Origin of the sequence: Streptomyces coelicoflavus (assembly GCF_045041415.1) — a bacterium.
Lineage (GTDB): Bacteria > Actinomycetota > Actinomycetes > Streptomycetales > Streptomycetaceae > Streptomyces > Streptomyces coelicoflavus.
The window spans coordinates 7,409,363-7,433,814 of record NZ_CP108218.1; the positions used below are offsets into that span (position 1 = coordinate 7,409,363).

Here is a 24,452-nt window from a genome sequence, read left to right on the forward strand (position 1 = left end):
CTCGGATGAGGTTCGAAACAGTGACCAAGGCGACCGCCGCGATCGTCGGATCCGGCAACATCGGCACCGACCTGATGTACAAGCTGCTGCGCTCCGAGACCATCGAGCCGCGCTGGATGATCGGTATCGACGCGCAGAGCCCCGGCCTCAAGCGCGCCGCCGACCACGGACTGCACACCGGTGCCGACGGCGTCGAACCGCTGCTGTCCACCGCTGAGCGGCCCGACCTGGTCTTCGAGGCCACCTCCGCGCACGTCCACAAGGCCAACGCGCCCCGGTACGCCGCCCTCGGCATCCAGGCCATCGACCTGACCCCGGCCGCCATCGGCCCCGCCGTCGTGCCCGCCGTCAACCTCGGCGACCACCTCGACGCGCCGAACGTCTCCCTCATCACCTGCGGCGGACAGGCCACCATCCCGATCGTGCACGCCGTCTCCCGGGTCACCGAGGTGCCCTACGCGGAGATCGTCGCCAGCGTCGCCTCGCCGTCCGCCGGGCCCGGCACCCGCGCCAACATCGACGAGTTCACCCTCACCACGAGCCGCGGCATCGAGACCATCGGCGGCGCCGCCCAGGGCAAGGCCATCATCATCCTCAACCCGGCCGAACCCCCGATGCTCATGCAGGACACCGTCTTCTGCGCGATCCCCGCCGACGCCGACCACGCCGCCGTCACCGCCTCGATCCACGAGACCGTCGCCAAGGTCGCCTCCTACGTGCCCGGCTACCGGCTGCGCACCGAGCCGCAGTTCGACGAGCCGACCCCGGTCAGCGGCGGACTCGCCCGCGTGGCGGTGTTCCTGGAGGTGGAGGGCGCGGGCGACTTCCTGCCCCCGTACTCCGGGAACCTCGACATCATGACCGCCGCCGCCACCAAGGTCGGCGAGGGCTTCGCCCAGCGGATCACCGCCCGCCGCACCGGTGCCTGAGACCCGCCCACCGAGGAGTACACGAGTCATGCCCCACAGCACCGACCTGGACATCCGTGTCACCGACTCGTCCCTGAGGGACGGATCGCACGCCAAGCAGCACCAGTTCACCGTCGACCACGTCACCTCCATCGTGGCCGCCCTCGACGACGCGGGCGTCCCCGTCATCGAGGTCACCCACGGCGACGGCCTCGGCGGGTCCTCCTTCAACTACGGCTTCAGCCACACCCCCGAGCAGGAACTCATCAAGGCCGCGGTGAAGACCGCACGGCGCGCGAAGATCGCCTTCCTGATGCTGCCCGGCCTCGGCCTCCAGGACGACATCCGCGAGGCCGCCGACAACGGCGCCTCGATCTGCCGCATCGCCACCCACTGCACCGAGGCCGACATCGCCGTCCAGCACTTCGGCCTCGCCCGCGAACTGGGCCTGGAGACCGTCGGTTTCCTGATGATGTCGCACAGCAGCCCGCCCGAGGCACTGGCCCGGCAGGCCCGCATCATGGCCGACGCCGGCTGCCAGTGCGTCTACGTCGTCGACTCCGCCGGCGCCCTCGTGATGGAGGAGACTAGCGACCGCATCGCCGCCCTCGTCACCGAACTCGGCGACGACGCCCAGGTCGGCTTCCACGGCCACGAGAACCTCGGCCTCGGCGTCGCCAACTCGGTGCTCGCCGTACGCGCCGGAGCCACCCAGATCGACGGCTCCACCCGCCGCTTCGGCGCGGGCGCCGGCAACACCCCCGTCGAAGGGTTCGCGGCCGTCGCCGAGCGCCTGGGCATCCGCACCGGCATCGACGTGCTCAAGATCATCGACGCCGCCGAGGACGTCGTACGGCCCGTCATGGACGGCGAGTGCCTCCTCGACCGCATGTCGCTGACCATGGGCTACGCCGGCGTCTACTCCAGCTTCCTGAAGCACGCCGCCCGCCAGGCCGGCAAGTACGGGGTGTCCGGCGCCGAGATCCTGCTGGAGGCCGGGCGCCGCAAACTCGTCGGCGGCCAGGAGGACCAGCTCATCGAGATCGCGGTCGGCCTCGCCGAGAGGGACCGCACCACCGCACCGACCTCCCCGGGGAAGTGAGCACCGCCATGACCAATCCCGTACTCGAGGCCGTCGAGGCACGCGCCGACGAGATCAGCGCCCTCGGCCCCGCCAACGAAGCCCTCGGCCGGCTCGACGACCAGGCCGTCAAGGTCCTGCGCGATGTCGGCGCCATCCGCATGCTCCAGCCCAAGGCCTACGGCGGACTCGAACTGCACCCGCGCGAGTTCGCCGAGACCGTCATGCGGATCGCCGCCTGCGACGGCGCCACCGGCTGGGTCGCCGGTGTCGTCGGCGTACACCCCTGGGAGATGGCGATGGCCGACCCGCGGGTCCAGGAAGAGGTCTGGGGGGAGGACCCGGACACCTGGATCGCCTCCCCGTACGCGCCGATGGGCCTGCTCAGGCCCGTCGACGGCGGCTACGTCTTCAACGGCCGCTGGCAGTTCTCCTCCGGCACCGACCACTGCCGGTGGATCTTCCTCGGCGGTTTCCTCGCCGACGCCGACGGCAACCGGCTGAACCCGCCGCAATCCGTGCACGTCATCCTGCCCCGCGCCGACTACGAGATCGTCGAGGACTCCTGGAACGTCGTCGGCCTGCGCGGCACCGGCAGCAAGGACGTCGTCGTCAAGGACGCCTTCGTCCCCGCGTACCGGGTCATCGAGTACGCCAAGGTGGTGGACGGTTCCCTGGCCGCCGAGTCGGGCCTGACCAACCCCGCCTACCGGCTGCCGTTCTCCGCCGCCTTCCCGCTCGGCATCACCTCCGCCGTCATCGGCATGTGCGAGGGCGCCCTCGCCCACCACCTCGCCTACCAGCGCGACCGCGTGCAGATCACCGGGCAGGCCGTGCGGGACGACCCGTACGTGCTCTACGCCGTCGGTGACGCGGCGGCCGAGATCGCCGCCTCCCGCGCCGCGCTGCTGGACAACGTCAGCCGGATGTACGACATGGTCGCCGCCGGACAGGAGATCACCTTCGAGCGCCGTGCCGTCGGCCGGCGCACCCAGGCCGCCGCCGCCTGGCGCGCGGTCCGCGCCGTCGACGAGATCGTGGCCCGCTCCGGCGGCAACGCCATGCGGCTCGACAACCCGATCCAGCGCTTCTGGCGCGACGTCCACACGGGCCTGGCGCACGCCATCCACGTGCCCGGGTCCGTCTTCCATGCCTCCGCCCTCACGGAGATCGGCGTGGAGCCGCCACAGGGCCCCATGCGCTCGATGATCTGACCACGAGTGGGACAACAAGGGGAGACACACATGACCCAGATCCGAGGACTCGGCTACCTCCGGGTCCAGACCCGTGACATCGACCGCTGGCGCGAACTCACCGTGGACGCCCTCGGGTTCGCCGAGGGTTCGGGGCCCGACCCCGACGGCCTCTACCTGCGCATGGACGAGCGCCGCGCCCGGCTCGTCGTCCTGCCCGGCGACACCGACCGCGTGCTGTCCGTCGGCTGGGAGGTGCGCGACCAGTTCGCCCTGGCCGCCGTCGGCCGCGCCGTCGAGGCGTCCGGCACGGCCGTGAAGATGCTGAGCCAGGAGGAGGCCGACGACCGGGGAGTCGAGGCCGCCCTCGCCTTCGAGGACCCGGCGGGCGTGCCCGTCGAGGTGTTCTTCGCGCCGATCCTCGACCACAGCCCCGTACTGACCGGCCTCGGGCAGCGGTTCGTCACCGACGGCCAGGGCATGGGGCACGTCGTGCTGCCCACCACCGCCATGGACGACACGGTGGCCTTCTACACCGAGGTGCTGGGCTTCCTGCCGCGCGGCGGGATCCGGCTCAGCGGTCAGTCGCCCGAAGCTCCGCCCCGCCGGGTGCGCTTCATGGGCGTCAACGAACGCCACCACAGCCTCGCCGTCTGCCCCGCCCCGCACAGCGGCGAACCCGGCCTCGTCCACCTCATGGTCGAGGTCGACACCCTCGACGCCGTGGGCCGCGCCCTCGACAACGTGAACAAGCGGGACTTCTCGCTCTCCTCCACCCTGGGCCGGCACACCAACGACAAGATGGTCTCCTTCTACGTGCGCGCCCCCGGCGGCTGGGACATCGAGTACGGCTGCGACGGCATGCGCGTCGACGAACGGCACTACACCGCCGAGGAGATCACCGCCGACAGCTACTGGGGCCACGACTGGTCCGGCTCCGAACCGCTCGCCGCCTTCACCCCGCCGCCCGGGACCGACGCGTGAGCACCGCCCGGCCGGTGGCACCCGTCCGCGCCGAGACCGTCACCCGCTGGGCCGCCGAAACCGACGTACTGGTCGTCGGACACGGCTGCGCCGGGGCCGCCGCCGCGTTCGAGGCCGCGTCGGCGGGCGCCGGCGTCCTGGTCCTGGAACGCGCGGGCGGCCCCGGCGGCTCGTCGGCCCTGTCGGGCGGCGAGCTGTACCTGGGCGGCGGCACCGAGGTGCAGAGGGCCTGCGGCTTCGAGGACAGCCCCGAGGAGATGTACTCCTACCTCCGGGCAGCCCTCGGGCCGCACGCCGACGACGAGAAACTGCGCCTCTACTGCGAGGAGAGCGTCGCCCACTTCCAGTGGTTCGTGGACCGGGGACTGGCCTTCGAACCGACCCTGTGGGACGCGCCGACCTGGATGCCGACCACCAAGGACGGTCTCATGTGGCTGGGTGAGAACGCCTGGCCGTACAACGAGATCGCCCGGCCCGCGCCCCGCGGGCACCGCACGGCCACCGAGGCGTTCGGCGGCTGGCTGGTGATGGAGAAGCTGGTCGCCGCCGCCGGGGAGGCGGGCGCGGTGACGCACTCCGACACCCTGGCCACCGCACTGATCGTGGACGACACCGGCCGCGTCGTCGGCGTCACCGCCCGCCGGCACGGCGAGGACCTCGCGTACTGGGCGCGCGGGGGAGTGGTGCTCACCACCGGCGGGTTCGCCGACAACGAGGAGATGCTCGCCGACCACGCCCCGCACCTCCTCGCCCACGGCAGGGTCAGCGACGGCCTCGACGACGGTAGCGGCATCCGGATGGCCGCCGCCCTCGGTGCCGCGACCCGCCGCATGGGCGTGGTCGAACTGGCCCTGACCGCACTGCCCGCCCTGGCCGTGCGCGGCATGCTCGTCAACGCCCACGGGCAGCGCTTCGTCAACGAGGACGTCTACCCGGGCCTGTTCAGCGTGGCCGCCGTGCTGACCCAGCCCGCGCCCTACTGGGTCGTCGTCGACGAGGAGGGCTACGAGGCGGTGCCCGAGCGCGAACGCTGGGGCGTCGTGCCCCGGTTCGTGTCCGAGACCCTCGGCGAGCTGGAGGGCGAACTGGGCATGCCGCCGGGGTCCTTGGAGTCGTCCGTCGGCGCCTACAACAGGCACGCGGCGCTCGGGCGTGACCCGTACTTCCACAAGGACGCGCGCTGGCTCCGCCCGCTGGAGGGGCCGTTCGCGGCGATCGACCCCAGGGCCGGATTCCACCAGGGCGGCCGGCCGAGCGCGGGGGCGGGCACGGGCGTCGCCGGGTTCACCCTCGGCGGGCTGCGCACCACCGTGGACGGCGCCGTGCTCGACGTGTCCGGCACCGTCCTGCCCGGCCTGTTCGCCGCGGGGCGGGCGGCCTCCGGCATCCACGGCGAGGGGTACGTCAGCGGGACGTCGCTCGGGGACGGCACGTTCTTCGGCCGCCGGGCCGGTGTGGCGGCAGCGGCGGGGCTTCGGGCCACCTCCTGAACGCGGTGAGGCCGGGTACGCGCGGGGTGCGCGTACCCGGCCTCACCGTTGTGTCCGCCGGGCCCGGGGGAAGTGTCCCGGCGGACGGTCCTGGGGGGTGCGCCGGACTCAGTCCGGGGGGTCGGGCGGGGAGCCAGGCCCCGGGCCGGTGCGGGGTGCGGGGCCGGGACCCGCCGGGTCCACGACCTCGATCCGCCCGTGCAGCGCCGCCTCGCGGATGGTGTCGCGCAGGGACCGGCAGCCCTCGAAGGCGCCCTCGGCTCCACCGGTCGCGCCGGTCCCGCCGGTCGCGTCCCGCTCCGCGCAGGCCGCCGTGGCCCGCGCGGTCCACTGCACACTCGTCTGCTGCCAGCTGCTCTTGCGCACCAGCACCTCGGCGGCGCACCGCTCGCAGGCCAGCGGCCGCATCGGGACCCCGTCGGCGCGCTGGGTGTCGAGCCGGTTGTCGATCCGAGCGTCGTTCCGGTGATCGGTGCGCATCAGACGGGCCGGCCCTCGGCGACGGCGGCCTTGCGGGCGAGGTTGGCCTCGACCTCCCGCTGCCACGCCTCGACGGGCCGCGTGGTGTCCAGCTCGAACTCGAAGCGGTTGGTCATCTCCGCCGTCACGTCGGCGGCATCGACGTAGAACTGCTCGTACCAGCGGCGCAGTTGGTAGACGGGGCCGTCCTCCTCGCACAGCAGCGGGTTGTCGATGCGGGTCTTGTTCTTCCAGATCTCGATGTCCTGCTCGAAGCCGAGCTTGATGAACTGACCCATACCTGCGGCGAGTTCGTCGGCCGCCTCGGCCGACAGGGACGCCGAGCGCCTGACGACGATCCCGTACTGGAGGACGAAGCGGTTCGCGTCCACCGGGTAGTGGCAGTTGATCAGGACCGAGCGCACGTCGTCGGCGTTCTCGTAGTGGTAGGTGAGGTCGTCGATCATGAAGGACGGGCCGTGGTACGAGGCCACCGAGTTGCTGCCGCTGGTCTTCGGCTTGCCGTCCTGCTCCTGCGGGCGCGCGTCGGGACGGCCGGTGCCGCGCATGTACTGGGTGGCGGTGTGTCCCTCGAAGACGTTCTTGAAGTACGTCGGGAAGGAGTAGTGGACGTAGAAGAAGTGGGCCATGTCCACGACGTTGTCCACCACTTCACGGCAGTTGGCGTCGACCACGGTCTCGTACCAGAGCCAGTCGGTCCACTCGTCGCTCGTGGCGCCCTCGATGCGGGGGATGGCCACGTCCGCGGGCGGCGGGTTGCCCTCCGGGTCGTTCCAGACGAACAGCATGCCGTCCTGGTCCAGGGTCGGCCAGGCCGCCGTACGGGCCCGCAGCGGGACCCGCTTGGAGTACGGGATCTGCTTGCAGCGTCCGTCGCCGCCCCAGCGCCAGTCGTGGAAGGGACAGGCCACCTGGTCGCCCTTGACCGTGCCCTGGGAGAGGTCGCCGCCCATGTGCCGGCAGTAGGCGTCCAGAACGTTGAGCGTGCCGTCACCGGCCTGGAACACCACGAGCTTCTGGCCGAAGGCCGTCACCGCGTGCGGCTTGCCGTCCTTGTACTTCTCGGCGAGGCCCAGGCAGTGCCAGCCGCGCGCGAAGCGGGTGGGTGCCGCGGCCGCCTCGATGGCCCTGACGTCGTCGTGTGCTGACTCGACTGCGCTCACGTTGCTCTCATCCCCTCAGGACGCGTGGTCTCCACGGTCCGGACGGTAGGCGCGGACCTCCGGGTCCACGGCGTTGAGTCCCACTGACCGGTACCGGTGGTCCGGGGCCGCGCGAGGGGCGGTCCCGGTCGGTGGGACCGGGCCCCCCACGACGCGGCCGGCGGGCGTACAGTCCGCCGCCCCGTCCGTCGGCACACGCAGTGAAGAGGAGCCGCGATGAACCGCTTCGAGGGTACGAAGGTCCTGCTCACCGGGGGTGGATCCGGCATCGGGCGGGCCACCGCGCTGCGCCTGGCCGCGGAGGGCGCGGCGGTGTTCGCCGTCGACCTGTCCGGCGAGGGACTGGCCGAAACGGCAGCCGCGTGCTCCGGTCCCGGGCGGATCGCGACCCGGGTCGCCGACGTCGCCGACGAGGACGCGGTCGTGGACGCCGTACGGGCGGCGGCGGACGAACTCGGCGGCCTCGACGTCCTGGTGAACGTCGCCGGCATTCACCGCACCACGCCGATCGACCGGCTGACCGTCGCCGACCTGCACGACCTCTTCACGGTCAACGCCGTCGGCACCGCCCTGTTCTGCCGGGAGGCCCTGCCCCTGCTGCCGGACCGCACCGGCGTCGTCGTCAACGTCGCCTCGTCGGCCGCGGCGCACGGGAACCCTTACATGACCGCCTACGCCGCCTCCAAGGGCGCCGTCCTCGGCTTCTCCCTGTCCCTGGCCGCCGAGGTCGCCCACCGGGGCATCCGCGTCGTGCCCGTCTCGCCCGGCTCGGTCGCCACGCCGCTGGCCGGGCCGCACGTGCTGCCGCCCGGCCTGGACGTCTCGTACTACGGGCGGATCCGCGCCCCGTTCGGCGCCGCCGAGCCCGAGCAGATCGCCGGGGTGATCGCCTTCGCGGCCTCCCACGACGCGGGGTACCTCACCGGGGCCGAGCTGCGGGTGGACGGGGGATCGCACATCTGACGGCTCCGGGGAGGCGGAGACGCGGGGCTGCGGCCACTGAGCGGGACTGGATCTTGCCCACTTCGAGAACGAATTCTAGTTTTCGGGGCAGCAGAAACCTCCCAGCAGCAGGAACCACCGTCAGCCAGTTCCGGGCCCCACGCCCCCTCACCCCATACGGAGAGCCATGACCGAGGCCGTCATCGTCGAAGCCGCGCGGACACCGGTCGGCCGGCGCCGCGGTGTCCTGTCCGGGCTCCACCCGGCGGAGCTCCTCGGGCTCGCCCAGAAGGGCCTCGTCGAGCGGGCCGGTATCGCCCCCGCCACCGTCGAGCAGGTCATCGGGGGCTGTGTCACCCAGGCCGGTGAGCAGTCCAACAACGTCACCCGCAACGCCTGGCTGCACACCGGGCTCCCGCACACCACCGCCTGCACCACCATCGACTGCGCCTGCGGATCGTCCCAGCAGGCGGTGCACCTGGTCGCCGGGCTGATCGCCTCGGGCGCCATCGAGACCGGCATCGGCTGCGGCGTCGAGTCGATGAGCCGGGTCTTCCTCGGCAAGGCCCTCACGCCCGACACCGGCGTGCCCGTGCCGGAGAGCTGGTCCCTGGACATGCCGGACCAGTTCACCGCCGCCGAGCGCATCGCACGGCACCGCGGCATCACCCGGGCCGACGCGGACGCCCTCGGCCTCGCCTCGCAGCGCAAGGCCGCGCTGGCCTGGGCGGAGGGCCGCTTCGACGGGCAGATCATCGGCGTCGAGGCTCCCGTGATCGGCGCCGAGGGGCCCACCGGTGAGACCGCGCTCGTCACCCGCGACCAGGGCCTGCGCGAGACCACGCCCGAAGCGCTGGCAGCCCTCGGGCCGGTCCTGCCGGACGGCATCCACACGGCGGGCAACAGCTCCCAGATCAGCGACGGCGCCGCCGCCGTCCTGCTGATGAGCCGGGAGCGCGCCGCCCGCGAAGGGCTGCGCCCGCGCGCCCGGATCGTGGCCTCCACCATGGTCGGCTCCGACCCCTACTACCACCTGGACGGCCCGGTCGCCGCAACCGAACGGGTGCTGCGCACCGCCGGCATGACCCTCGACGACATCGACCTCGTCGAGATCAACGAGGCCTTCGCCTCCGTCGTCCTGTCCTGGGCCCAGGTCCACAAGGCCGACATGGACAAGGTCAACGTCAACGGCGGCGCCATCGCCCTCGGCCACGCCGTCGGCTCCACCGGGGCCCGGCTCGTCACCCAGGCCCTGCACGAACTGGAGCGCACCGGGAAGTCCACCGCGCTGATCACCATGTGCGCCGGCGGGGCGCACTCCACCGCCACCGTCGTCGAACGCGTCTGAGGAGCCGCCATGACCATCGGGCTCACCCAGGAGCACCGCGACCTGCGCGACGCCGTACGCGCCTTCGCGAACCGGCACATCACCGAGGACACCCTCCGCGAGGCGGCCGACGCCGACAAGGAGATCCTCCCCGGCCACTTCAACGGCCTCGCCGAGCAGGGGCTGCTCGGACTGCACCTGCCGGAGGACGCGGGCGGCGCCGGATACGGGCTGGTCGAACTCGCCGTCGTCACCGAGGAACTGGGGCGGGCCATGGCGCCCGGCCCCTTCCTGCCGACGACGCTCGCCTCCGCCGTCCTGCACGCCGCCGGACATCGCACCCACCTCGCCGCGCTCGCCTCCGGCACCTCCGTCGGCGCCGTCGCCCTCGCCCCCGGCACCCTCGCCCTCACCCGCGGCGCCGACGGCACGGCCACCCTCACCGGCACCTCCGAACTCGTCGTCGGCGGCCACCTCGCCGACGTGTTCGTGCTGCCCGCCGCCGACGGGGGCCGCACCACCTGGCTCGTGCTGCCCCGCGCCGCCGTCGACACCACCGACGTCCGCAGCCACGACCTCACCCGCCGCTCCTCCCGGGTGACCGCGCGCTCGGTGCCCGTCCCGGCCGCCGACCTCCTCGCCCTCGCACCGGAGCACCCCCGGGACCTCGCCGCCACCCTGTTCGCCGCCGAGGCCTCCGGCATCGCCGACCGCTGCGTCACCACCGCCGCCGACCACGCCCGGGTGCGCGAGCAGTTCGGGCGTCCCGTCGGCCAGTTCCAGGGCGTCAAGCACCGCTGCGCCCGCATGCTCGCCCAGGCCGAGCAGGCCCGCGCCTGCGCCTGGGACGCGGCCCGCGCGGGCGACCCCGGCGATCCCGGCGGCGCGGACCCCGGCGAGGCCGCGCTGGCCGCCGCCGTCGCCGGTGCCGTCGCCGTCGAGGCCGCGTTCGTCACCGCCAAGGACTGCATCCAGGTGCTCGGCGGCATCGGCTTCACCTGGGAACACGACGCGCACCTCGCGCTGCGCCGCGCCCAGACCCTGCGCGTCGCCCTCGGCCCCACCGCCGCCTGGCGCCGCCGCGTCGCCCGCCTCGCCCTGGACGGCACCCGGCGCAGGCTCGGCGTCGAACTGCCGCCCGAGGCCGAGACCGTACGCGAGGGCATCCGCGCCGAACTGCGGGAGGCCGCCGCCCTGGAGGGCAGGGAGCGCTCCGTCCACCTCGCCGACCACGGCTACACCGCCCCGCACCTGCCCGCCCCCTGGGGCAAGGGCGCCGACCCGGTGACCCAACTCGTCATCGCCGAGGAACTGGACGCCGCGGACCTCACCCCCGTCGACATGATCATCGGTGGCTGGGTGGTGCCCACGCTCATCGCCCACGGCAACGACACCCAGCGCGAGCGGTTCCTCGCCCCCAGCCTGCGCGGCGACATCCGCTGGTGCCAGCTCTTCAGCGAACCCGGCGCGGGCTCCGACCTCGCCGGCCTCACCACCCGCGCCGAGAAGGTCGACGGCGGCTGGCGGATCAACGGGCAGAAGGTGTGGACGTCCATGGCCCGCGACGCCCACTGGGGTGTCCTGCTCGCCCGCACCGACACCGGCGTGCCCAAGCACAAGGGCATCTCGTACTTCCTCCTCGACATGGCCGGCCCCGGCCTGGACATCCGGCCGCTGCGGCAGATCACCGGGGAGTCCGAGTTCAACGAGGTGTTCCTCGACGACGTGTTCGTCCCCGACGACCTGCTCGTCGGCGCGCCCGGCGACGGCTGGAAACTCGCCCGCACCACCCTCGCCAACGAGCGCGTCGCCCTCTCCCACGACGCGGTCGGCTCCGGCGCCGAAACCCTGCTGGAGATCGCCGCGGCCTGGGACGGGCCGGGCTCCGACGGCCTGGAGTCCGACGGCCCGGACTCCGACGGCCCGGACTCCGACGGCCCGGACTCCGACGGCCCGGACTCCGACCGCCTGGGCTCCGGCGGCCTGGACGCCGAACGCCTCGCCACCCTCGGCGGCCATCTCTGCGACGCCCAGACCGGCGCCCTCCTCGCCCTGCGCACCACCCTGCGCACCGTCTCCGGACAGCAGCCCGGCGCCGAGGCGTCCATCGCCAAACTCCTCGGCGTCGAGGACCAGCAGCGGGTCTGGGAGACCTGCGTGGACTGGCAGGGCGACGCCGCGCTCACCGGAGAGGGCGAACGCCACGACGCCATGTGGATGTTCCTCAACTCCCGCTGCCTGTCCATCGCGGGCGGCACCACCGAGGTCCAGCTGAACATCATCGGCGAGCGCCTCCTCGGCCTGCCCCGCGACCCCGAGCCCACCCGGAAAGGCTGACCCGACCATGCCCATCGACCGCGACAAGGCGCTGCGCGCGGACCCCGCCGTCCGCGAGATCCACTGGACCACGCGCGACGTCCTCCTGTACCACCTGAGCCTGGGCGCCGGTGCCGCCGCGGCCACCGACCCCGAGCTGCACCTGACCTACGAGAAGAACCTCATGGTGCTGCCCACCTTCGCCCTGGTGGCCGGCACCGGCCCCTCCGCCGGCGAGGCCCCCGCACCGGGCCTGGAGATGCCCGGCATCGACGTCGACCTGCGCGCCGTACTCCACGCCGGACAGGGCCTGCGGGTGCACCGCCCCCTGCCCGCCTCGGGCACCGCGACCCTGCGCTCCCGCGTCGCCGAGGTGTGGGACAAGGGCAAGGCCGCGCTCGTCGTCCTGGAGTCGGCGGCGACCGGCGCCGACGGCGACCCGCTGTGGACCACGACCACCCGCATCTGGGCCCGCGGCGAGGGCGGCTTCGGCGGCGACGCCGGACCCGAGGAGCACACGGCGGCACCGGACCGCCCCGCCGACACCGTCCTCACCACCGCCACCGCGCCCCAACAGGCCCTGTGGTACCGGCTCAACGGCGACCTCAACCCGCTCCACGCCGACCCCGCCTTCGCCCGCTCGGCCGGCTTCGAACAGCCGATCCTGCACGGTCTGGCCTCCTACGGACTGGTCGCCAAGGCGCTCGTCGACGGCGTTCTCAACGGCGACGTCACCCGCCTCACCGGCCTCACCGTGCGCTTCGCGGGGCCCCTCGTCCCCGGCGAGTCGATCGTGACGTCCGTGTGGCGCGACGGGCCACCGGACGACGACGGCACCCAGCGGCTCCTGCTGCACGCCGCCTGCCCCGAGCGCGACGACGCGCCCGTGCTCACCCGCGCGACGGCGACGGTGCGCCCGTGAACGCCCGCGCCGCCGAAGGCACCCCCACGTCCGCATCCGCTTCCGGCCCCCGGCTCGTGGCCGAGCCCCGCACCGACGGCGTCGACGCCGCGGTCGCCGCCGCCCGCCGCCTGGTCACCGCCCTGCTGCGGGCCGGTGACGGAACCGGCGCCGACATGACCGAGATCGCCGCCCGCCTCGACGCCGTCACCGACCGGCTCACCGAGAAGGCCCCCACCGTCCCCGACCGCCTCGCCGAGATGTGGCGCGGCGAGGGCGTCACCCGCCACGACCCCGTCACCGGCCCGGAGAACGCCGTCGCCCCGCCGCTCACCCTGCACGGCCGGGAGGACCGCTCCATCGAGGGCGTCGTCACCCTCGACCTGCCCTACCAGGGCCCGCCCGGTCACGTGCACGGAGGCGTGTCGGCGCTGCTCCTCGACCACACCCTGGGCGTCGCCAACCACTGGGCGGGCACCTCCGGGATGACCGCCGAACTCACCCTGCGCTACCTGCGGCCCACCCCGCTGTTCGAGCCCCTCACCGTCACCGGACGACAGGTCTCGGTGGACGGCTCGCGCATCCGCACGGCCGGCGAGATCACGGCCGGCGGCCGGGTCTGCGTCACCGCCGAGGGCCTGTTCGTCAACAAGCAGCTGCCGCGGCCGAGCTAGGAAGGAGACGACCATGACGGATCCGGTACGGAGCCTCGACGGCAAGGTGGCCCTCGTCAGCGGCGCCGGCCAGGGAGTGGGCCGGGGCATCGCCCTCGCACTGGCCTCCGAGGGCGCCCACATCGCCGTACTCGGGCGCACCGCCGCCAAACTGGAGGCGACCTGCGAGCTGCTGCGGGCCAGGGGAGTGGAGGCGGAGCCGTTCGTCCTCGACGTGCTGGACACGGACCGCATCCCCGGCACGGTCGACGCCGTCGCCGCACGCTTCGGCCGCATCGACATCCTGGTGAACAACGCCTACACCGGCTGCTACGGCCCCCTGCTGTCGCTGTCCGGCGCCCAGTTCCGCAAGGGCTTCGAGAGCGGGCCGTTCGCGGCGTTCGCCTTCATGAACGCCGCGCATCCCCACCTGAAGCGGAACGGCGGAGCGATCGTCAACGTCGTCACCTCCGCCATGGTCCGCTGGGACCTGAGCACCTACGGGGCCTACGCGGCGGCCAAGACGGCCCTGCGCACCCTCACCCGGGCCGCCGCCAACGAATGGGGCCGCGACGGCATCCGCGTCAACGCCATCGCCCCGCACGCCGTGTCCCCCGCCTACGCGAAGTGGCAGGACGCCCACCCCGAGGAGGCCGCCGAGTTCAGTGCGACCATCCCGCTGGGCTACGTCGGCGACTGCGAACGGGACATCGGGCGGGCCGTGGTGATGCTGTGCGGGCCGGACGCCCGCTACCTGACGGGCGCCACCGTGCCGCTCGACGGCGGCCAGGCCAACTTCGACTGAGCCCCCGGCGCCGCCGCTCCGGACGCCCTCCCGGCGTCCTGCCGGCACCCGCCCACGCCCGTCCCTCCCGGTCAGCGGGATCGCCCCGGCCCGGCCGACCCGCCCGCGGCTAGCGTCGCCGACGGCGGGAGGGACCGGGCGGGCGCGGCCCGAGGGGCGCCGTACGACCACCGACACGACGCGGGCGCACCGGCGCCCCGTCGCCGTACCGACGACACCGGCAGACCCGTCCACCGGGTGAGAGGGACCGACGTTGCCACACCAGACGATTGCCGACCTGCTGCTCGCCCGCGCCGGGGACGACCACCCCGGCCTGCTGACCCGCGAACGGACCTGGACCTGGGACGAGGTCGTCGCCGAGAGCGCCGCCCGCGCCGCCCTGGCCGCCGAACTGCGCACCGACGGGCCGTTCCACATCGGCGTACTCCTCGACAACGTCCCCGAGTACGTGTTCTGGCTCGGCGGCGCCGCCCTGGCCGGCGCGGCCGTCGTCGGCATCAACCCGACCCGGCGCGGCGCGGAACTCGCACGCGAAGTGCGGCACACCGAGTGCCAGTTGATCGTCACCGACCGGGCCGGCCTCGACCTGCTCGACGGCCTGGACGTCGGTGTGAAGCGCGACCGCTTCCTCGTCGTCGACGACCCCGGGTACGCGACCGCCCTCGCCGCCCACGCCGGGCGCGGACCCGCGCAGGCCGCCCCGGACGTCACGGCCGCCACGACCATGCTGCTCCTGCTGACCTCCGGCACGACCGGCACCTCCAAGGCGGCGATCTGCTCCCAGGGCAGGCTCGCCGCGCTCGGCGCCGCCAACAGCGCCAAGTACGACATCACCCGCGCCGACACCTGCTACTGCCCGATGCCGCTGTTCCACGGCAACGCCCTGATGGCCCTGTGGGCGCCGGCCCTCCACGCGGGCGCCACCATCGCCCTCACCCGCAAGTTCTCCGCGTCCGGATTCCTGCCCGACGTCCGCCACTTCGGCGCCACCTACTTCACCTACGTCGGCAAGGCCATCGGCTACGTCCTCGCGTTGCCCGGGACGCCGGACGACGCCGACAACCGGCTCACCCACGCCTTCGGCACCGAGGCCTCGCCCGAGGACGCCGACCGCTTCCTGGCCCGGTTCGGCTGCCGCCTCGTCGAGGGGTACGGGTCCAGCGAGGGTGCGGGCATGCTCAAGCGCGTGGCCGACGGCCCGGTGGGCGCCCTCGGCAGGCCCGCCCGCGACGGCGTCCGCATCGTCGACCCGACGACCCGCCGGACCTGCCCGCCCGCCCTGCTCGACACCTACGGCCGGGTGCGCAACCCGGAGGAGGCCATCGGGGAGATCGTCGACACCGAGGGCGCCGCCCGCTTCGAGGGCTACTGGAACAACGCGGCCGCCGACGCCGAACGCGTCCGGCACGGCTGGTACTGGACCGGAGACCTCGGCTACGTCGACGAGGCCGGCTACTTCTACTTCGCGGGCCGCTCCGGGGACTGGATCCGCGTCGACGGCGAGAACACCTCCGCGCTGCTCACCGAACGCGTCCTGCGCCGGCATCCGGGCGTCGTCGCCGCCGGAGTCTTCGGCGTGCCCGACCCCCGCTCCGGCGACCAGGTCATGGCCGCCGTCGAGATCCCCGACGGCACCCGCTTCGAGGACCTGGACCTGCCCGGATTCCTGGCCCGCCAGGAGGACCTGGGCACCAAGGGAGCCCCGCGCTACGTCCGCGTCTCGCACGCGCTGCCCACCACCGGATCCAACAAGCTGCGCAAGAAGGAGATGCAGCTCGACGGCTGGCGCACCGACGACCCCGTGTACCGCTGGACCGGCCGCGGCGGCCCCGTGTACGCGCCGATGACCGACGACGACAAGACCGCCCTGCGCGAGGAGTTCCTCGCCAACGGCCGCGGACGCTTCCTGCCCTGAACGGCGAAGCGGCCATGACGACGGCGACGGCGACGACCAAGGAGAGAACGACACATGCACCTGCGTGAGAGCGCCGCGCACCGCGAGCTGCGGCGGGAACTGCGGGCCTACTTCGCGGGCCTGATGCCCGAGGACGAACGCCGTCGCGTCGGCGAGGAGGGCGTCGGCGGCGACCGCTTCCGCGAGGTCGTCAAACGGCTCGGCGCCGACGGCTGGCTGGGCATCGGCTGGCCCACCGAGTACGGCGGCCAGGGCCGGTCCGTCGAGGACCAGTACGTGTTCTTCGACGAGGTCCAGCGGGCCGGGCTGCCCTTCCCCTTCGTCACCGTCAACACGGTCGGCCCGACCCTCATGGCGTACGGGTCCGAGGAGCAGCGCAGGAGGTTCCTGCCCGGCATCCTCTCCGGCGACATCGTGTTCGCCATCGGCTACACCGAGCCCGGGGCCGGGACCGATCTCGCCTCGCTGACCACCCGGGCCGTGCGGGACGGCGACTCGTACGTCGTGGACGGCTCCAAGATCTTCACCAGCGGCGCCAACACCGCCGACTACGTGTGGCTCGCCGCCCGCACCGACCCGGACGCCCCCAAGCACAAGGGCATCTCCATCCTCATCGTGCCCACCACCGACGAGGGCTTCGACTGGAGCCCCATCCGCACGGTGGGCGGCATGGTCGTCACCGCCACCTACTACAGCGGCGTACGCGTCCCCGCCGCCGACGTCGTGGGCGAGGTGAACGGCGGATGGCGGCTGATCACGGCCCAGCTGAACCACGAGCGCATCGGCCTCGCCGCCCTCGGCGGCCGCATGATCCAGCTCTGGGAACGCGTCCTGGACTGGGCGAAGGAGAACGGCACGGCCGACATCCCGTGGGTGCGCCAGGAGTTCGCCCGCACCCACGCCCGGCTGGAGGCCATGCGGCTGATGAACTGGAAGATGACCGGCGCCGTCGCCGCCGGCACCCTCACCGGCGCCGACGCGGGCGCCGCCAAGGCGTACGGCACCGAGACCCACATCGCCGTCCAGCGCGGTCTGACGCAGATCCTCGGCGCGGCCGGCCGCATCCGGCCGGAGTCACCGGGCGCCGTCCTCGCCGGACAGGTCGAACAGCTCTCCCGGCAGGGCGTCGTGAACACCTTCGGCGGGGGCGTCAACGAGATCCTGCGCGACATGGTCGCCACCCAGGGCCTCGGCCTGCCGCGCAAGGGGCGTGGCGCGTGACCGGGCGGGAGGACACCCGACGGGACACCGGGTACGAGGAGCGGCTGCGGGCCTTCACCGGACGGGAACTGCGCCCCCTCAGCCCGGCCCAGGACCCGGTCAACCAGCCGATGATCCGGCACTGGACGGAGGCGATGGGCGACACCAACCCCGTCTACACCGACGCCGGGGCCGCTCGTGCGACCGGACGCGGGGGAGTGGTGGCACCGGCCTCGATGATCCAGGCCTGGACCATGCGCGGCTACGCCGCCACCGTCTCCCCGCCGGCCGGGCGGGACGGCTTCGCCGAACTGGTCGACCTCCTCGACGAGGGCGGCTACACCTCCGTGGTGGCCACCGACTCGGAGTTCACCTTCCTGCGCGAGCTGGAACCCGGTGACCACGTCGCCGTCCGCGAGAGCGTGGAGTCGATCTCGGCGGAGAAGCGGACCGGGCTGGGCACGGGCAGGTTCGTCACCACCCTCAAGACGTACACCGACCAGCACGGCGAGACCGTCGCCACCCAGCGCTGGCGCACCCTCCGGTTCCGCCCGGCCCCGGCACCTGTACCCGCACCGGCACCGGTGGAGGAGCCGAGCCGGCCCCCGGCCCTGCGGCCCCGGCCGGCGATCAACCGGGACAACGCCTTCTTCTTCGAGGGCGCCCAGCAGCACCGGCTGCTCGTCCAGCGCTGCGCCGCCTGCTCCGCCCTGCGCCACCCGCCGGGCCCCTGCTGCCCGGAGTGCAACTCGCTGGAGTGGGACACCGTCGAGGCCTCCGGCCACGGTCATGTGTACAGCTACGTCGTCAACCACCACCCCCGCCACCCGGCCTTCGACTTCCCCCTCCTCGTCGCGGTCGTCGAACTCGCCGAGGGCACCCGCCTCATCACCAACCTGACCGGAGTCGCGCCCGACGACGTCGCGATCGGCATGCCCGTGGTCCTCGACTGGCTCGACGCCGACCCCGAACTGACCCTGCCGGTGTTCCGGCCCGCCCCGACGGAGGCACCCTGATGGATTTCTCCCTGGGAGAAGAGCTCGAAGCGGTCCGTGACCTGGCGCGGGAGATCTTCACCGACCGGGCGACGCCCGAGCGGCTGCGCGCGGTGGAGACCTCGCCCACCCGGACCGACAGCCGCCTCTGGGCCGACCTGGCCTCGGCCGGACTGCTCGGCGCCGTACTGCCGGAGGCGGACGGCGGCGCCGGACTCGGCATGGCGGGACTCTGCGTCCTCCTGGAGGAGCAGGGCCGCAGGGTGGCGCCGGTACCGCTGTGGCCGGCCCTGGTCGGAGGCCTCGCCGTCGCCGCGCACGGCACCCCGCGCCAGCGGGCGGAGCTGCTGCCGGGCCTGGCGAACGGCGAGGTACGGCCGACCGTCGCGCTGGAGGAGTTCGGTCCCGCCGATCCGCTCGCGCCCGGTATCAGGGCGACGCCGGACGACACGGCCCAGGACGACCCGCACTGGCGGCTGACCGGCACCAAGGCCGTCGTACCCGCGCCGGACGGCGCCCGGCACGTCCTGGTCACCGCGACCACCGACGCGGGCCCCGGCCTGTTCCTGGTCGCCACGGACGCCCCCGGAACGACCTGGGAGCCCGCCGAGACCACCACGTACGACATGAGCGGCCACCTCGCCCTCGACGGCGCCCCGGCCGAAGCCGTGGGCACGCCTGGCGACGGCACCGTGGCGGCACTGGTCCGCGACTCCTTCGTGGCGCTGGCCGCCGTCCAGGTGGGCGTGGCCGAGGGCGCCCTGCGGTACGCGGCCGACCACCTGGGCGAGCGCCTCCAGTTCGGTCGTCCGCTGGCCACCTTCCAGGCCGTGCAGCACCAGCTCGCCGACTGCTACATCGACATCGACGCGATGCGGGTCACGCTGTGGCAGGCCGTGGACGCGCTGCGGGAACCGTGCGACGCGGCGGACGCCGACCGGGCCGCCCTGGTCGCCAAGTGGTGGGCCACCGAGGCCGGTCTGAACACCGTCCACCGCGTCCAGCACGTGCACGGCGGCATCGGCGTCGACACCGACTACCCGGTGCACCGGCACTTCCTGTGGGGCAAGCAGATCTCCACCACCCTGGGCGGCGCGGGCGCCGACCTCGAGCGCCTGGGCGCCCTGCTGACCGCCGCGGCGGTGACCGCATGACCCGCACCCCGGACACCCCCGCGCTCCCCGCCACCCGCACCTACGCCGAGGTCGCCGTCGGCGACGTACTCCCGGACCTGACGATCCCGGTGACCCGCACCCTGATCGTCGCGACGGCGCTCGCGAGCCGCGACTACCAGGACGTGCACCACGACCCGGAACTCGCCCGCGAGCGCGGCTCCAAGGACATCTTCATGAACATCCTGACCAGCAACGGCCTGGTCGACCGCTACGTCACCGGCTGGGCAGGACCCGCCGCCGTCGTCAAGGCCGTCCGCATCCGGCTCGGCGCCCCCAACCACCCCGGCGACACCATGGTGCTCACCGGCACGGTCACCGCGAAGTCCGACGCGGACCGCCACGTCGACATCGCCGTCAAGGGCACCAACGGCATCGGCGCCCACGTCACCGGCACCGTGACCGTGCGCCTGCCCGGGGAGGCGACGCCATGACCACCGGCACGCTCTTCCCGGCCGCCGCCGTGGCCGGCATCGGCGCCACCGAGTTCTCCAAGGACTCGGGACGCAGCGAACTCCAACTCGCCTGCGAGGCCGTGCTCGCCGCCCTCGCCGACGCCGGACTGAAGCCCGCCGACGTGGACGGCCTCGTCACCTTCACCGCCGAGACCAACTCCGAGATCCACGTGGCCCGCAACACCGGCATGGGCGACCTGACGTTCTTCTCCCGCATCGGCTACGGCGGCGGCGCGGGCTGCGGCACGGTCCAGCAGGCGGCCATGGCCGTCACCACCGGCGCCGCCGAAGTCGTCGTCTGCTACCGGGCGTTCAACGAACGCTCCGGCGAACGCTACGGGCTCGGCCAGGCCGCCCGCCCCATGGACACCACCGCCGACCGGGCCGCCTACGCCTGGATGACCCCCTTCGGGCTGAGCACCCCCGCCCAGTGGGTGGCCATGTTCGCACGCCGCTACCTCCACGAGTACGGCGCCACCACCGACGACTTCGGCCGCGTCGCCGTCCTCGACCGCAAGCACGCGGCGAACAACCCCGCCGCCTGGTTCCACGGCCGCCCCATCACCCTCCAGGACCACCGCGACTCCCGCTGGATCGCCGAGCCGCTGCGACTGCTCGACTGCTGTCAGGAGACCGACGGCGGCCAGGCCCTCGTCGTGGTCTCCGCCGAACGCGCCCGCGACCTGCCCCACCCGCCCGCGCTGATCCGCGCCGCCGCCCAGGGCCTCGGCGCCGACCAGCACATGATGACCAGCTACTACCGGCCCACCATCACCGGCATCCCCGAGATGGGCCTGGTCGGACGGCAGCTGTACCGGCAGAGCGGCCTCGGCCCCGACGACGTCGACGCGGCGGTCCTCTACGACCACTTCACCCCGCTGGTCCTGCCCCAGCTGGAGGAGCTGGGCTTCTGCAAGCCCGGCGAGGCGAAGGACTTCATCGCCGACGGCCATCTCGAACTCGGCGGACGGCTGCCCCTCAACACCCACGGCGGGCAGCTCGGCGAGGCCTACCTGCACGGCATGAACGGCATCGCCGAAGGCGTCCGGCTGGTCCGCGGCACCTCCGTCAACCAGCCGGACGGGGTCGGCCACGTCCTGGTCACCGCCGGCACCGGAGTCCCCACCAGCGGCCTGATCCTGGGAGCCGACCACCGATGACCAGCACCCGCACCAGCACCCGCACGTGGCACGGCCACGACCTCGGCACCCGCACCGTCTCCTACACCGAGCGCGACGCCATCCTGTACGCCCTCGCCGTCGGCGCCGCGGCCGACCGGCTGGACCTCGTCTACGAGCGGGACCTGCGCGTCCTGCCCACCTTCGCCCTCACCCTCGCCCAGTGGGCGCCCGACGCCCTCGGTGCCCTCGGCGCCTTCGACATCACCACCGCCGTGCACGGCAGCCAACGCCTCACCGTGAAACGCCCGTTGGAGCGCTCCGGCGAGCTGGTGACGTCCGCGCGGGTCGCCGACGTGTGGGACAAGGGCTCCGCCGCCGTGTTCGACGTCGAGGTGGACTGCGACCGCTTCACGGCCACCTGGTCGATCTTCGCCCCCGGCAGCGGCGGATTCGGCGGCGAGCGCGGACCCTCCGCGCCCCGCCGCCCGGACCGGCCGGCCGACCACCGGCTGACCGTGCCCACGCACTCCCGGCAGGCCGCCCTCTACCGGCTGCTCGGCGACCGGCACGCCATGCACATCGACCCCGGGGCGGCGAAGGCGGCGGGGATGCCCCGACCGTTCCTGCACGGCCTGTGCACCCTCGCCGCGGCCCTGCTGCCGCTCGCCGACACCCTCGGCGCACACCCCGCCGACCTGGCGGAACTGGAGGCGCGGTTCGCCGCCCCCGTCTTCCCGGGCGACCCGCTCGCCCTGCACGGCTGGGCCGGTGACGACACCGGAGTCCGCTTCGAGGCGGCGGCCGACGACGGACGCACCGTGCTCTCCGGCGGGCGCGCCCGCTTCGCCCCCGACCGGGGCCCCGCCGCACCGACCCGCGAGGAGACCCCCGATGCTTGACCCCGCACAGCGCGCCGAGGCCGCCGAACTGCTCCGCACCGCACAGCGCGACCGGGCCCCCGTCGACCCGCTGACCACCACCTGGCCGGACATCGACGCCACCGACGCGTACGAGATCCAACTCCTCAACATCCGCGAGCAGTTGCAGAACGAGGACGTCACGGTCCACGGGCACAAGGTCGGCCTGTCCTCCAAGGTCATGCAGCAGATGATGGGCGTCGACGAACCCGACTACGGCCACCTGCTCTCCGACATGGTGCTGACCGAGGGGACACCCGTCGACACCGGCCGCTACTGCCAACCGCGCATCGAGGTCGAGATCGGCTACGTGCTCGGCCGGAGCCTGCCCGGCGAGGGCTGCACCACCGCGGACGTCCTCGCCGCCACCGAGTACGTCGTCCCGAGCATCGAACTCATCGACAGCCGCATCAGGGACTGGAAGATCGGCCTCGCCGACACCGTCGCCGACAACGCGTCCTCCGCCGGAGTGCTCCTCGGCGCCGCCCGGGCCCGCCCGGCCGACCTGGACCCGGCCGACGTCGCCGCCGTCCTGTACCGGGGCGGCGAGGAGATCGCCCGGGGCAACACCAGCGCCGTACTGGGCGATCCGACCGAGGCGGTCGCGTGGCTGGCCCGCAAGGTGGCCTCCTACGGGGTGCGTCTTGAGGCCGGGCACGTCGTGCTGCCGGGGTCGTGCACCAGGGCGGTGGACGTGCGACCGGGGGACGGGTTCCGGGCCGAGTTCGAGGGACTCGGCTCCGTGTCGATCGCCTTCGTCTGACAACACGTAACGGAAACACGGAAAGAGGCACAACATGAGCACCACGAACACCACCCTGGAGGGGCGTACCGCCGTCGTCACCGGTGCGGGCGCGGGACTCGGCCGGGCCGAGGCGCTCGCGCTCGCGGGACTCGGCGCCAACGTGGTGGTCAACGACGTCGGCCCGGCGGCCGGCGACGTGGTCGCCGAGATCAAGGCCCTGGGCGCGGACGCGGTCGCCGTCACCGGTGACGTGGGCGACTGGTCCATGGGCGAGCGCCTGGTGGCGGCCGCCGTGGAGACCTTCGGCGGCCTCGACGTCGTCGTCAACAACGCGGGCGTACTGCGCGACCGGATGCTCTTCAACCTCGCCGAGTCCGACTGGGACGACGTCATCCGCGTCCATCTCAAGGGCCACGCCGGACTCTCCCGCGCCGCCTCCGTGCACTGGCGGGCCGCCTCCAAGACCTCCGGCGCCCCCGTCTACGGCCGGGTCGTCAACACCAGCTCAGAGGCCTTCCTGTTCGGCGCCCCCGGCCAGCCGAACTACTCCGCGGCCAAGGCCGGGATCACCGCGCTCACCCTGGCCACCGCCCAGGGCATGTCCCGCTACGGGGTGCGCGCCAACGCCATCTGCCCGCGCGCCCGCACCGCCATGACCGCTGACTCCTTCGGCGAGGGCGTGAACGCGCCGGGCGGCCTCGACATCATGGCCCCCGAACGCGTCGCCACCCTGGTCGCCCACCTGGCCTCACCGGCCGCCGACGGGATCAACGGGCAGGTCTTCGTCGTCTACGGCGACATGGTCGCCCTGCTCGCGCCGCCCACGGTGGAGCACAAGTTCACCGCCGCCGACGGCACCTTCACCCCCGAGGAGCTCGACGCCCAGCTCACCCCGTACTTCAGCGGCCGGGACCCCCACCGGAACTACGCCGCGTACAGCGTCGCCGCGCTCGACACGACGGGCACCCAGCAGACCCCGGCGGGCTGAACGACCCCGGTCCTCGCCCTCGTCAGACCCCGTCGTCGCCGGGGGCGAGCAGCAGCCGGCAGGCCATCCTCAGGTCGGCGTCGGCCTCCTCCGGGGAGATCCGCTCGTTGAGCCGGGACTGGAGGACGCCGTACCAGAGCAGGGTCAGCAGCCGCAGCCGGGCGACATGGTGCTCCGTGGGGTCCTCGACGGCCCAGGCCCGCAGCAGCAGGTCCAGGAAGCCCGTGTCGACCCGGGCCAGGTCGGGGACGGTCGAGGCGCGGGCGGCGTTCGCCGACTGGATCATCGCGGTGGCGAGCTCCGGCCGGCGCAGCAGACTGCGGGTGGCACCCGCCAGCGTCGCGAAGACGGCGTCCTCGGGCGAGTCGTGCGCGGTCCGGTCCGCGAGCCGCGCGCCGAGCCCCTCGATCTGGTCGGCCATCACGGCCGTGAACAGGTGCGTCTTCGACGGGAAGTACCGGTACAGGGTGCCGATCGCCACCCCCGCGGACTTGGCCACCTCGTGCATCTGCACCCGCTCGAGCCCCGTCTCGGCGGCGATGTCCGCCGCCGCCCGCAGGATGCTCTGCCGGCGCGCGTGCTGCCGGGGCGAACTGGGCTCGGCCCCCGCCCTGGCCTCGGCGATTCTGGGCACGGTCTCCCTCCAGGCGCTCGATCGTCTCGTGGCAACGGTCTTCGACAATACGCGCGCCCCGGGCCCC

Annotated in this window: 23 protein-coding genes; 20 read left to right on the forward strand and 3 right to left on the reverse strand. The window is 73.5% G+C overall.

What is annotated here, in order from left to right; all coding sequences use genetic code 11:
- Positions 1–5: 5 nt before the first annotated feature.
- Genes OHA99_RS33355 through OHA99_RS33375 form a run of 5 tightly spaced genes read left to right on the forward strand, consistent with a single transcriptional unit; the run spans position 6 to position 5,656 of the window.
- Positions 6–929, forward strand: a complete 924-nt coding sequence (locus OHA99_RS33355) for an acetaldehyde dehydrogenase (acetylating) (protein ID WP_405698561.1) — start codon at positions 6–8, stop codon at positions 927–929.
- A 28-nt stretch (positions 930–957) separates the two neighbouring features.
- Positions 958–2,010, forward strand: coding sequence for a 4-hydroxy-2-oxovalerate aldolase (gene dmpG / locus OHA99_RS33360; protein ID WP_405698563.1), 1,053 nt, complete (start codon positions 958–960; stop codon positions 2,008–2,010).
- 8 nt (positions 2,011–2,018) lie between these two features.
- Complete coding sequence (locus OHA99_RS33365) at positions 2,019–3,203, forward strand: acyl-CoA dehydrogenase family protein (RefSeq protein ID WP_405698564.1); 1,185 nt, start codon at positions 2,019–2,021, stop codon at positions 3,201–3,203.
- 30 nt (positions 3,204–3,233) lie between these two features.
- The gene (locus tag OHA99_RS33370) at positions 3,234–4,166 is read left to right on the forward strand and encodes a VOC family protein (protein ID WP_405698565.1); all 933 of its coding nucleotides are present in this window, start codon (positions 3,234–3,236) and stop codon (positions 4,164–4,166) included.
- Positions 4,163–5,656, forward strand: coding sequence for an FAD-dependent oxidoreductase (locus tag OHA99_RS33375; RefSeq protein ID WP_405698567.1), 1,494 nt, complete (start codon positions 4,163–4,165; stop codon positions 5,654–5,656). Before OHA99_RS33370 ends, OHA99_RS33375 begins: the two co-directional genes overlap by 4 nt.
- A gap of 108 nt (positions 5,657–5,764) precedes the next feature.
- Here OHA99_RS33375 and OHA99_RS33380 read toward each other — a convergent pair whose 3' ends face one another.
- Together OHA99_RS33380 and OHA99_RS33385 are read right to left on the reverse strand one after the other, a co-directional pair.
- Positions 5,765–6,136 (reverse strand): hypothetical protein, encoded by a 372-nt coding sequence (locus OHA99_RS33380; protein ID WP_405698569.1) that lies wholly within the window; start codon positions 6,134–6,136, stop codon positions 5,765–5,767.
- Positions 6,136–7,299 carry a Rieske 2Fe-2S domain-containing protein gene (locus tag OHA99_RS33385; protein ID WP_366473307.1) on the reverse strand — a complete coding sequence of 388 codons (1,164 nt, stop codon included), beginning with the start codon at positions 7,297–7,299 and terminating at the stop codon, positions 6,136–6,138. The genes OHA99_RS33380 and OHA99_RS33385 overlap by 1 nt, the downstream gene beginning before the upstream one ends.
- A gap of 216 nt (positions 7,300–7,515) precedes the next feature.
- Between OHA99_RS33385 and OHA99_RS33390 the strand changes: the two genes are divergently transcribed.
- The 15 genes from OHA99_RS33390 to OHA99_RS33460 all read left to right on the forward strand — a co-directional run bounded on the left by OHA99_RS33390 (position 7,516) and on the right by OHA99_RS33460 (position 23,751).
- Positions 7,516–8,262, forward strand: coding sequence for an SDR family NAD(P)-dependent oxidoreductase (locus tag OHA99_RS33390; RefSeq protein WP_153181161.1), 747 nt, complete (start codon positions 7,516–7,518; stop codon positions 8,260–8,262).
- 166 nt (positions 8,263–8,428) lie between these two features.
- Positions 8,429–9,589: a steroid 3-ketoacyl-CoA thiolase gene (locus OHA99_RS33395; RefSeq protein WP_153181162.1), complete on the forward strand. Its 1,161-nt coding sequence runs from the start codon at positions 8,429–8,431 to the stop codon at positions 9,587–9,589.
- A gap of 9 nt (positions 9,590–9,598) precedes the next feature.
- Entirely contained in the window at positions 9,599–11,905 is a 2,307-nt protein-coding gene (locus OHA99_RS33400) for an acyl-CoA dehydrogenase (RefSeq protein ID WP_405698571.1), read from the forward strand.
- Between the two features lie 7 nt (positions 11,906–11,912).
- Positions 11,913–12,806: a MaoC/PaaZ C-terminal domain-containing protein gene (locus OHA99_RS33405; protein WP_405698573.1), complete on the forward strand. Its 894-nt coding sequence runs from the start codon at positions 11,913–11,915 to the stop codon at positions 12,804–12,806.
- The gene (locus tag OHA99_RS33410; protein ID WP_405698575.1) at positions 12,803–13,459 is read left to right on the forward strand and encodes a PaaI family thioesterase; all 657 of its coding nucleotides are present in this window, start codon (positions 12,803–12,805) and stop codon (positions 13,457–13,459) included. The genes OHA99_RS33405 and OHA99_RS33410 overlap by 4 nt, the downstream gene beginning before the upstream one ends.
- A gap of 13 nt (positions 13,460–13,472) precedes the next feature.
- A complete protein-coding gene (locus tag OHA99_RS33415; RefSeq protein WP_153181166.1) occupies positions 13,473–14,243 on the forward strand; it encodes an SDR family NAD(P)-dependent oxidoreductase in 771 nt (256 codons plus the stop codon).
- Positions 14,244–14,496: 253 nt separating this feature from the next.
- Complete coding sequence (locus OHA99_RS33420; RefSeq protein WP_405698577.1) at positions 14,497–16,158, forward strand: AMP-binding protein; 1,662 nt, start codon at positions 14,497–14,499, stop codon at positions 16,156–16,158.
- A gap of 54 nt (positions 16,159–16,212) precedes the next feature.
- The gene (locus OHA99_RS33425; protein ID WP_366473302.1) at positions 16,213–17,379 is read left to right on the forward strand and encodes an acyl-CoA dehydrogenase family protein; all 1,167 of its coding nucleotides are present in this window, start codon (positions 16,213–16,215) and stop codon (positions 17,377–17,379) included.
- Entirely contained in the window at positions 17,376–18,374 is a 999-nt protein-coding gene (locus OHA99_RS33430; protein ID WP_405698579.1) for a bifunctional MaoC family dehydratase N-terminal/OB-fold nucleic acid binding domain-containing protein, read from the forward strand. The genes OHA99_RS33425 and OHA99_RS33430 overlap by 4 nt, the downstream gene beginning before the upstream one ends.
- A complete protein-coding gene (locus tag OHA99_RS33435; protein WP_405698581.1) occupies positions 18,374–19,507 on the forward strand; it encodes an acyl-CoA dehydrogenase family protein in 1,134 nt (377 codons plus the stop codon). The genes OHA99_RS33430 and OHA99_RS33435 overlap by 1 nt, the downstream gene beginning before the upstream one ends.
- Complete coding sequence (locus OHA99_RS33440; protein ID WP_165686804.1) at positions 19,504–19,959, forward strand: MaoC family dehydratase; 456 nt, start codon at positions 19,504–19,506, stop codon at positions 19,957–19,959. Before OHA99_RS33435 ends, OHA99_RS33440 begins: the two co-directional genes overlap by 4 nt.
- Positions 19,956–21,140, forward strand: coding sequence for a lipid-transfer protein (locus tag OHA99_RS33445; RefSeq protein WP_405698583.1), 1,185 nt, complete (start codon positions 19,956–19,958; stop codon positions 21,138–21,140). Before OHA99_RS33440 ends, OHA99_RS33445 begins: the two co-directional genes overlap by 4 nt.
- Positions 21,137–22,000: a MaoC/PaaZ C-terminal domain-containing protein gene (locus OHA99_RS33450; protein ID WP_405698585.1), complete on the forward strand. Its 864-nt coding sequence runs from the start codon at positions 21,137–21,139 to the stop codon at positions 21,998–22,000. The genes OHA99_RS33445 and OHA99_RS33450 overlap by 4 nt, the downstream gene beginning before the upstream one ends.
- Positions 21,993–22,781, forward strand: a complete 789-nt coding sequence (locus OHA99_RS33455) for a 2-keto-4-pentenoate hydratase (protein WP_405698587.1) — start codon at positions 21,993–21,995, stop codon at positions 22,779–22,781. The genes OHA99_RS33450 and OHA99_RS33455 overlap by 8 nt, the downstream gene beginning before the upstream one ends.
- A gap of 34 nt (positions 22,782–22,815) precedes the next feature.
- Positions 22,816–23,751: a 3-oxoacyl-ACP reductase gene (locus tag OHA99_RS33460; RefSeq protein ID WP_153181175.1), complete on the forward strand. Its 936-nt coding sequence runs from the start codon at positions 22,816–22,818 to the stop codon at positions 23,749–23,751.
- A 22-nt stretch (positions 23,752–23,773) separates the two neighbouring features.
- On the opposite strand, the gene OHA99_RS33465 is transcribed toward OHA99_RS33460, so the two are convergent.
- The gene (locus tag OHA99_RS33465) at positions 23,774–24,385 is read right to left on the reverse strand and encodes a TetR family transcriptional regulator (protein WP_153181176.1); all 612 of its coding nucleotides are present in this window, start codon (positions 24,383–24,385) and stop codon (positions 23,774–23,776) included.
- Positions 24,386–24,452: the final 67 nt, after the last annotated feature.

Bases quoted from the DNA above. Each gene is read 5' to 3' on its own strand.
- OHA99_RS33355 (WP_405698561.1), top strand. From the start codon at position 6: ATGAGGTTCGAAACAGTGACCAAGGCGACCGCCGCGATCGTCGGATCC.
- dmpG (WP_405698563.1), top strand. From the start codon at position 958: ATGCCCCACAGCACCGACCTGGACATCCGTGTCACCGACTCGTCCCTG.
- OHA99_RS33365 (WP_405698564.1), top strand. From the start codon at position 2,019: ATGACCAATCCCGTACTCGAGGCCGTCGAGGCACGCGCCGACGAGATC.
- OHA99_RS33370 (WP_405698565.1), top strand. From the start codon at position 3,234: ATGACCCAGATCCGAGGACTCGGCTACCTCCGGGTCCAGACCCGTGAC.
- OHA99_RS33380 (WP_405698569.1), bottom strand. From the start codon at position 6,136: ATGCGCACCGATCACCGGAACGACGCTCGGATCGACAACCGGCTCGAC.
- OHA99_RS33390 (WP_153181161.1), top strand. From the start codon at position 7,516: ATGAACCGCTTCGAGGGTACGAAGGTCCTGCTCACCGGGGGTGGATCC.
- OHA99_RS33395 (WP_153181162.1), top strand. From the start codon at position 8,429: ATGACCGAGGCCGTCATCGTCGAAGCCGCGCGGACACCGGTCGGCCGG.
- OHA99_RS33400 (WP_405698571.1), top strand. From the start codon at position 9,599: ATGACCATCGGGCTCACCCAGGAGCACCGCGACCTGCGCGACGCCGTA.
- OHA99_RS33405 (WP_405698573.1), top strand. From the start codon at position 11,913: ATGCCCATCGACCGCGACAAGGCGCTGCGCGCGGACCCCGCCGTCCGC.
- OHA99_RS33415 (WP_153181166.1), top strand. From the start codon at position 13,473: ATGACGGATCCGGTACGGAGCCTCGACGGCAAGGTGGCCCTCGTCAGC.
- OHA99_RS33425 (WP_366473302.1), top strand. From the start codon at position 16,213: ATGCACCTGCGTGAGAGCGCCGCGCACCGCGAGCTGCGGCGGGAACTG.
- OHA99_RS33435 (WP_405698581.1), top strand. From the start codon at position 18,374: ATGGATTTCTCCCTGGGAGAAGAGCTCGAAGCGGTCCGTGACCTGGCG.
- OHA99_RS33440 (WP_165686804.1), top strand. From the start codon at position 19,504: ATGACCCGCACCCCGGACACCCCCGCGCTCCCCGCCACCCGCACCTAC.
- OHA99_RS33445 (WP_405698583.1), top strand. From the start codon at position 19,956: ATGACCACCGGCACGCTCTTCCCGGCCGCCGCCGTGGCCGGCATCGGC.
- OHA99_RS33450 (WP_405698585.1), top strand. From the start codon at position 21,137: ATGACCAGCACCCGCACCAGCACCCGCACGTGGCACGGCCACGACCTC.
- OHA99_RS33455 (WP_405698587.1), top strand. From the start codon at position 21,993: ATGCTTGACCCCGCACAGCGCGCCGAGGCCGCCGAACTGCTCCGCACC.
- OHA99_RS33460 (WP_153181175.1), top strand. From the start codon at position 22,816: ATGAGCACCACGAACACCACCCTGGAGGGGCGTACCGCCGTCGTCACC.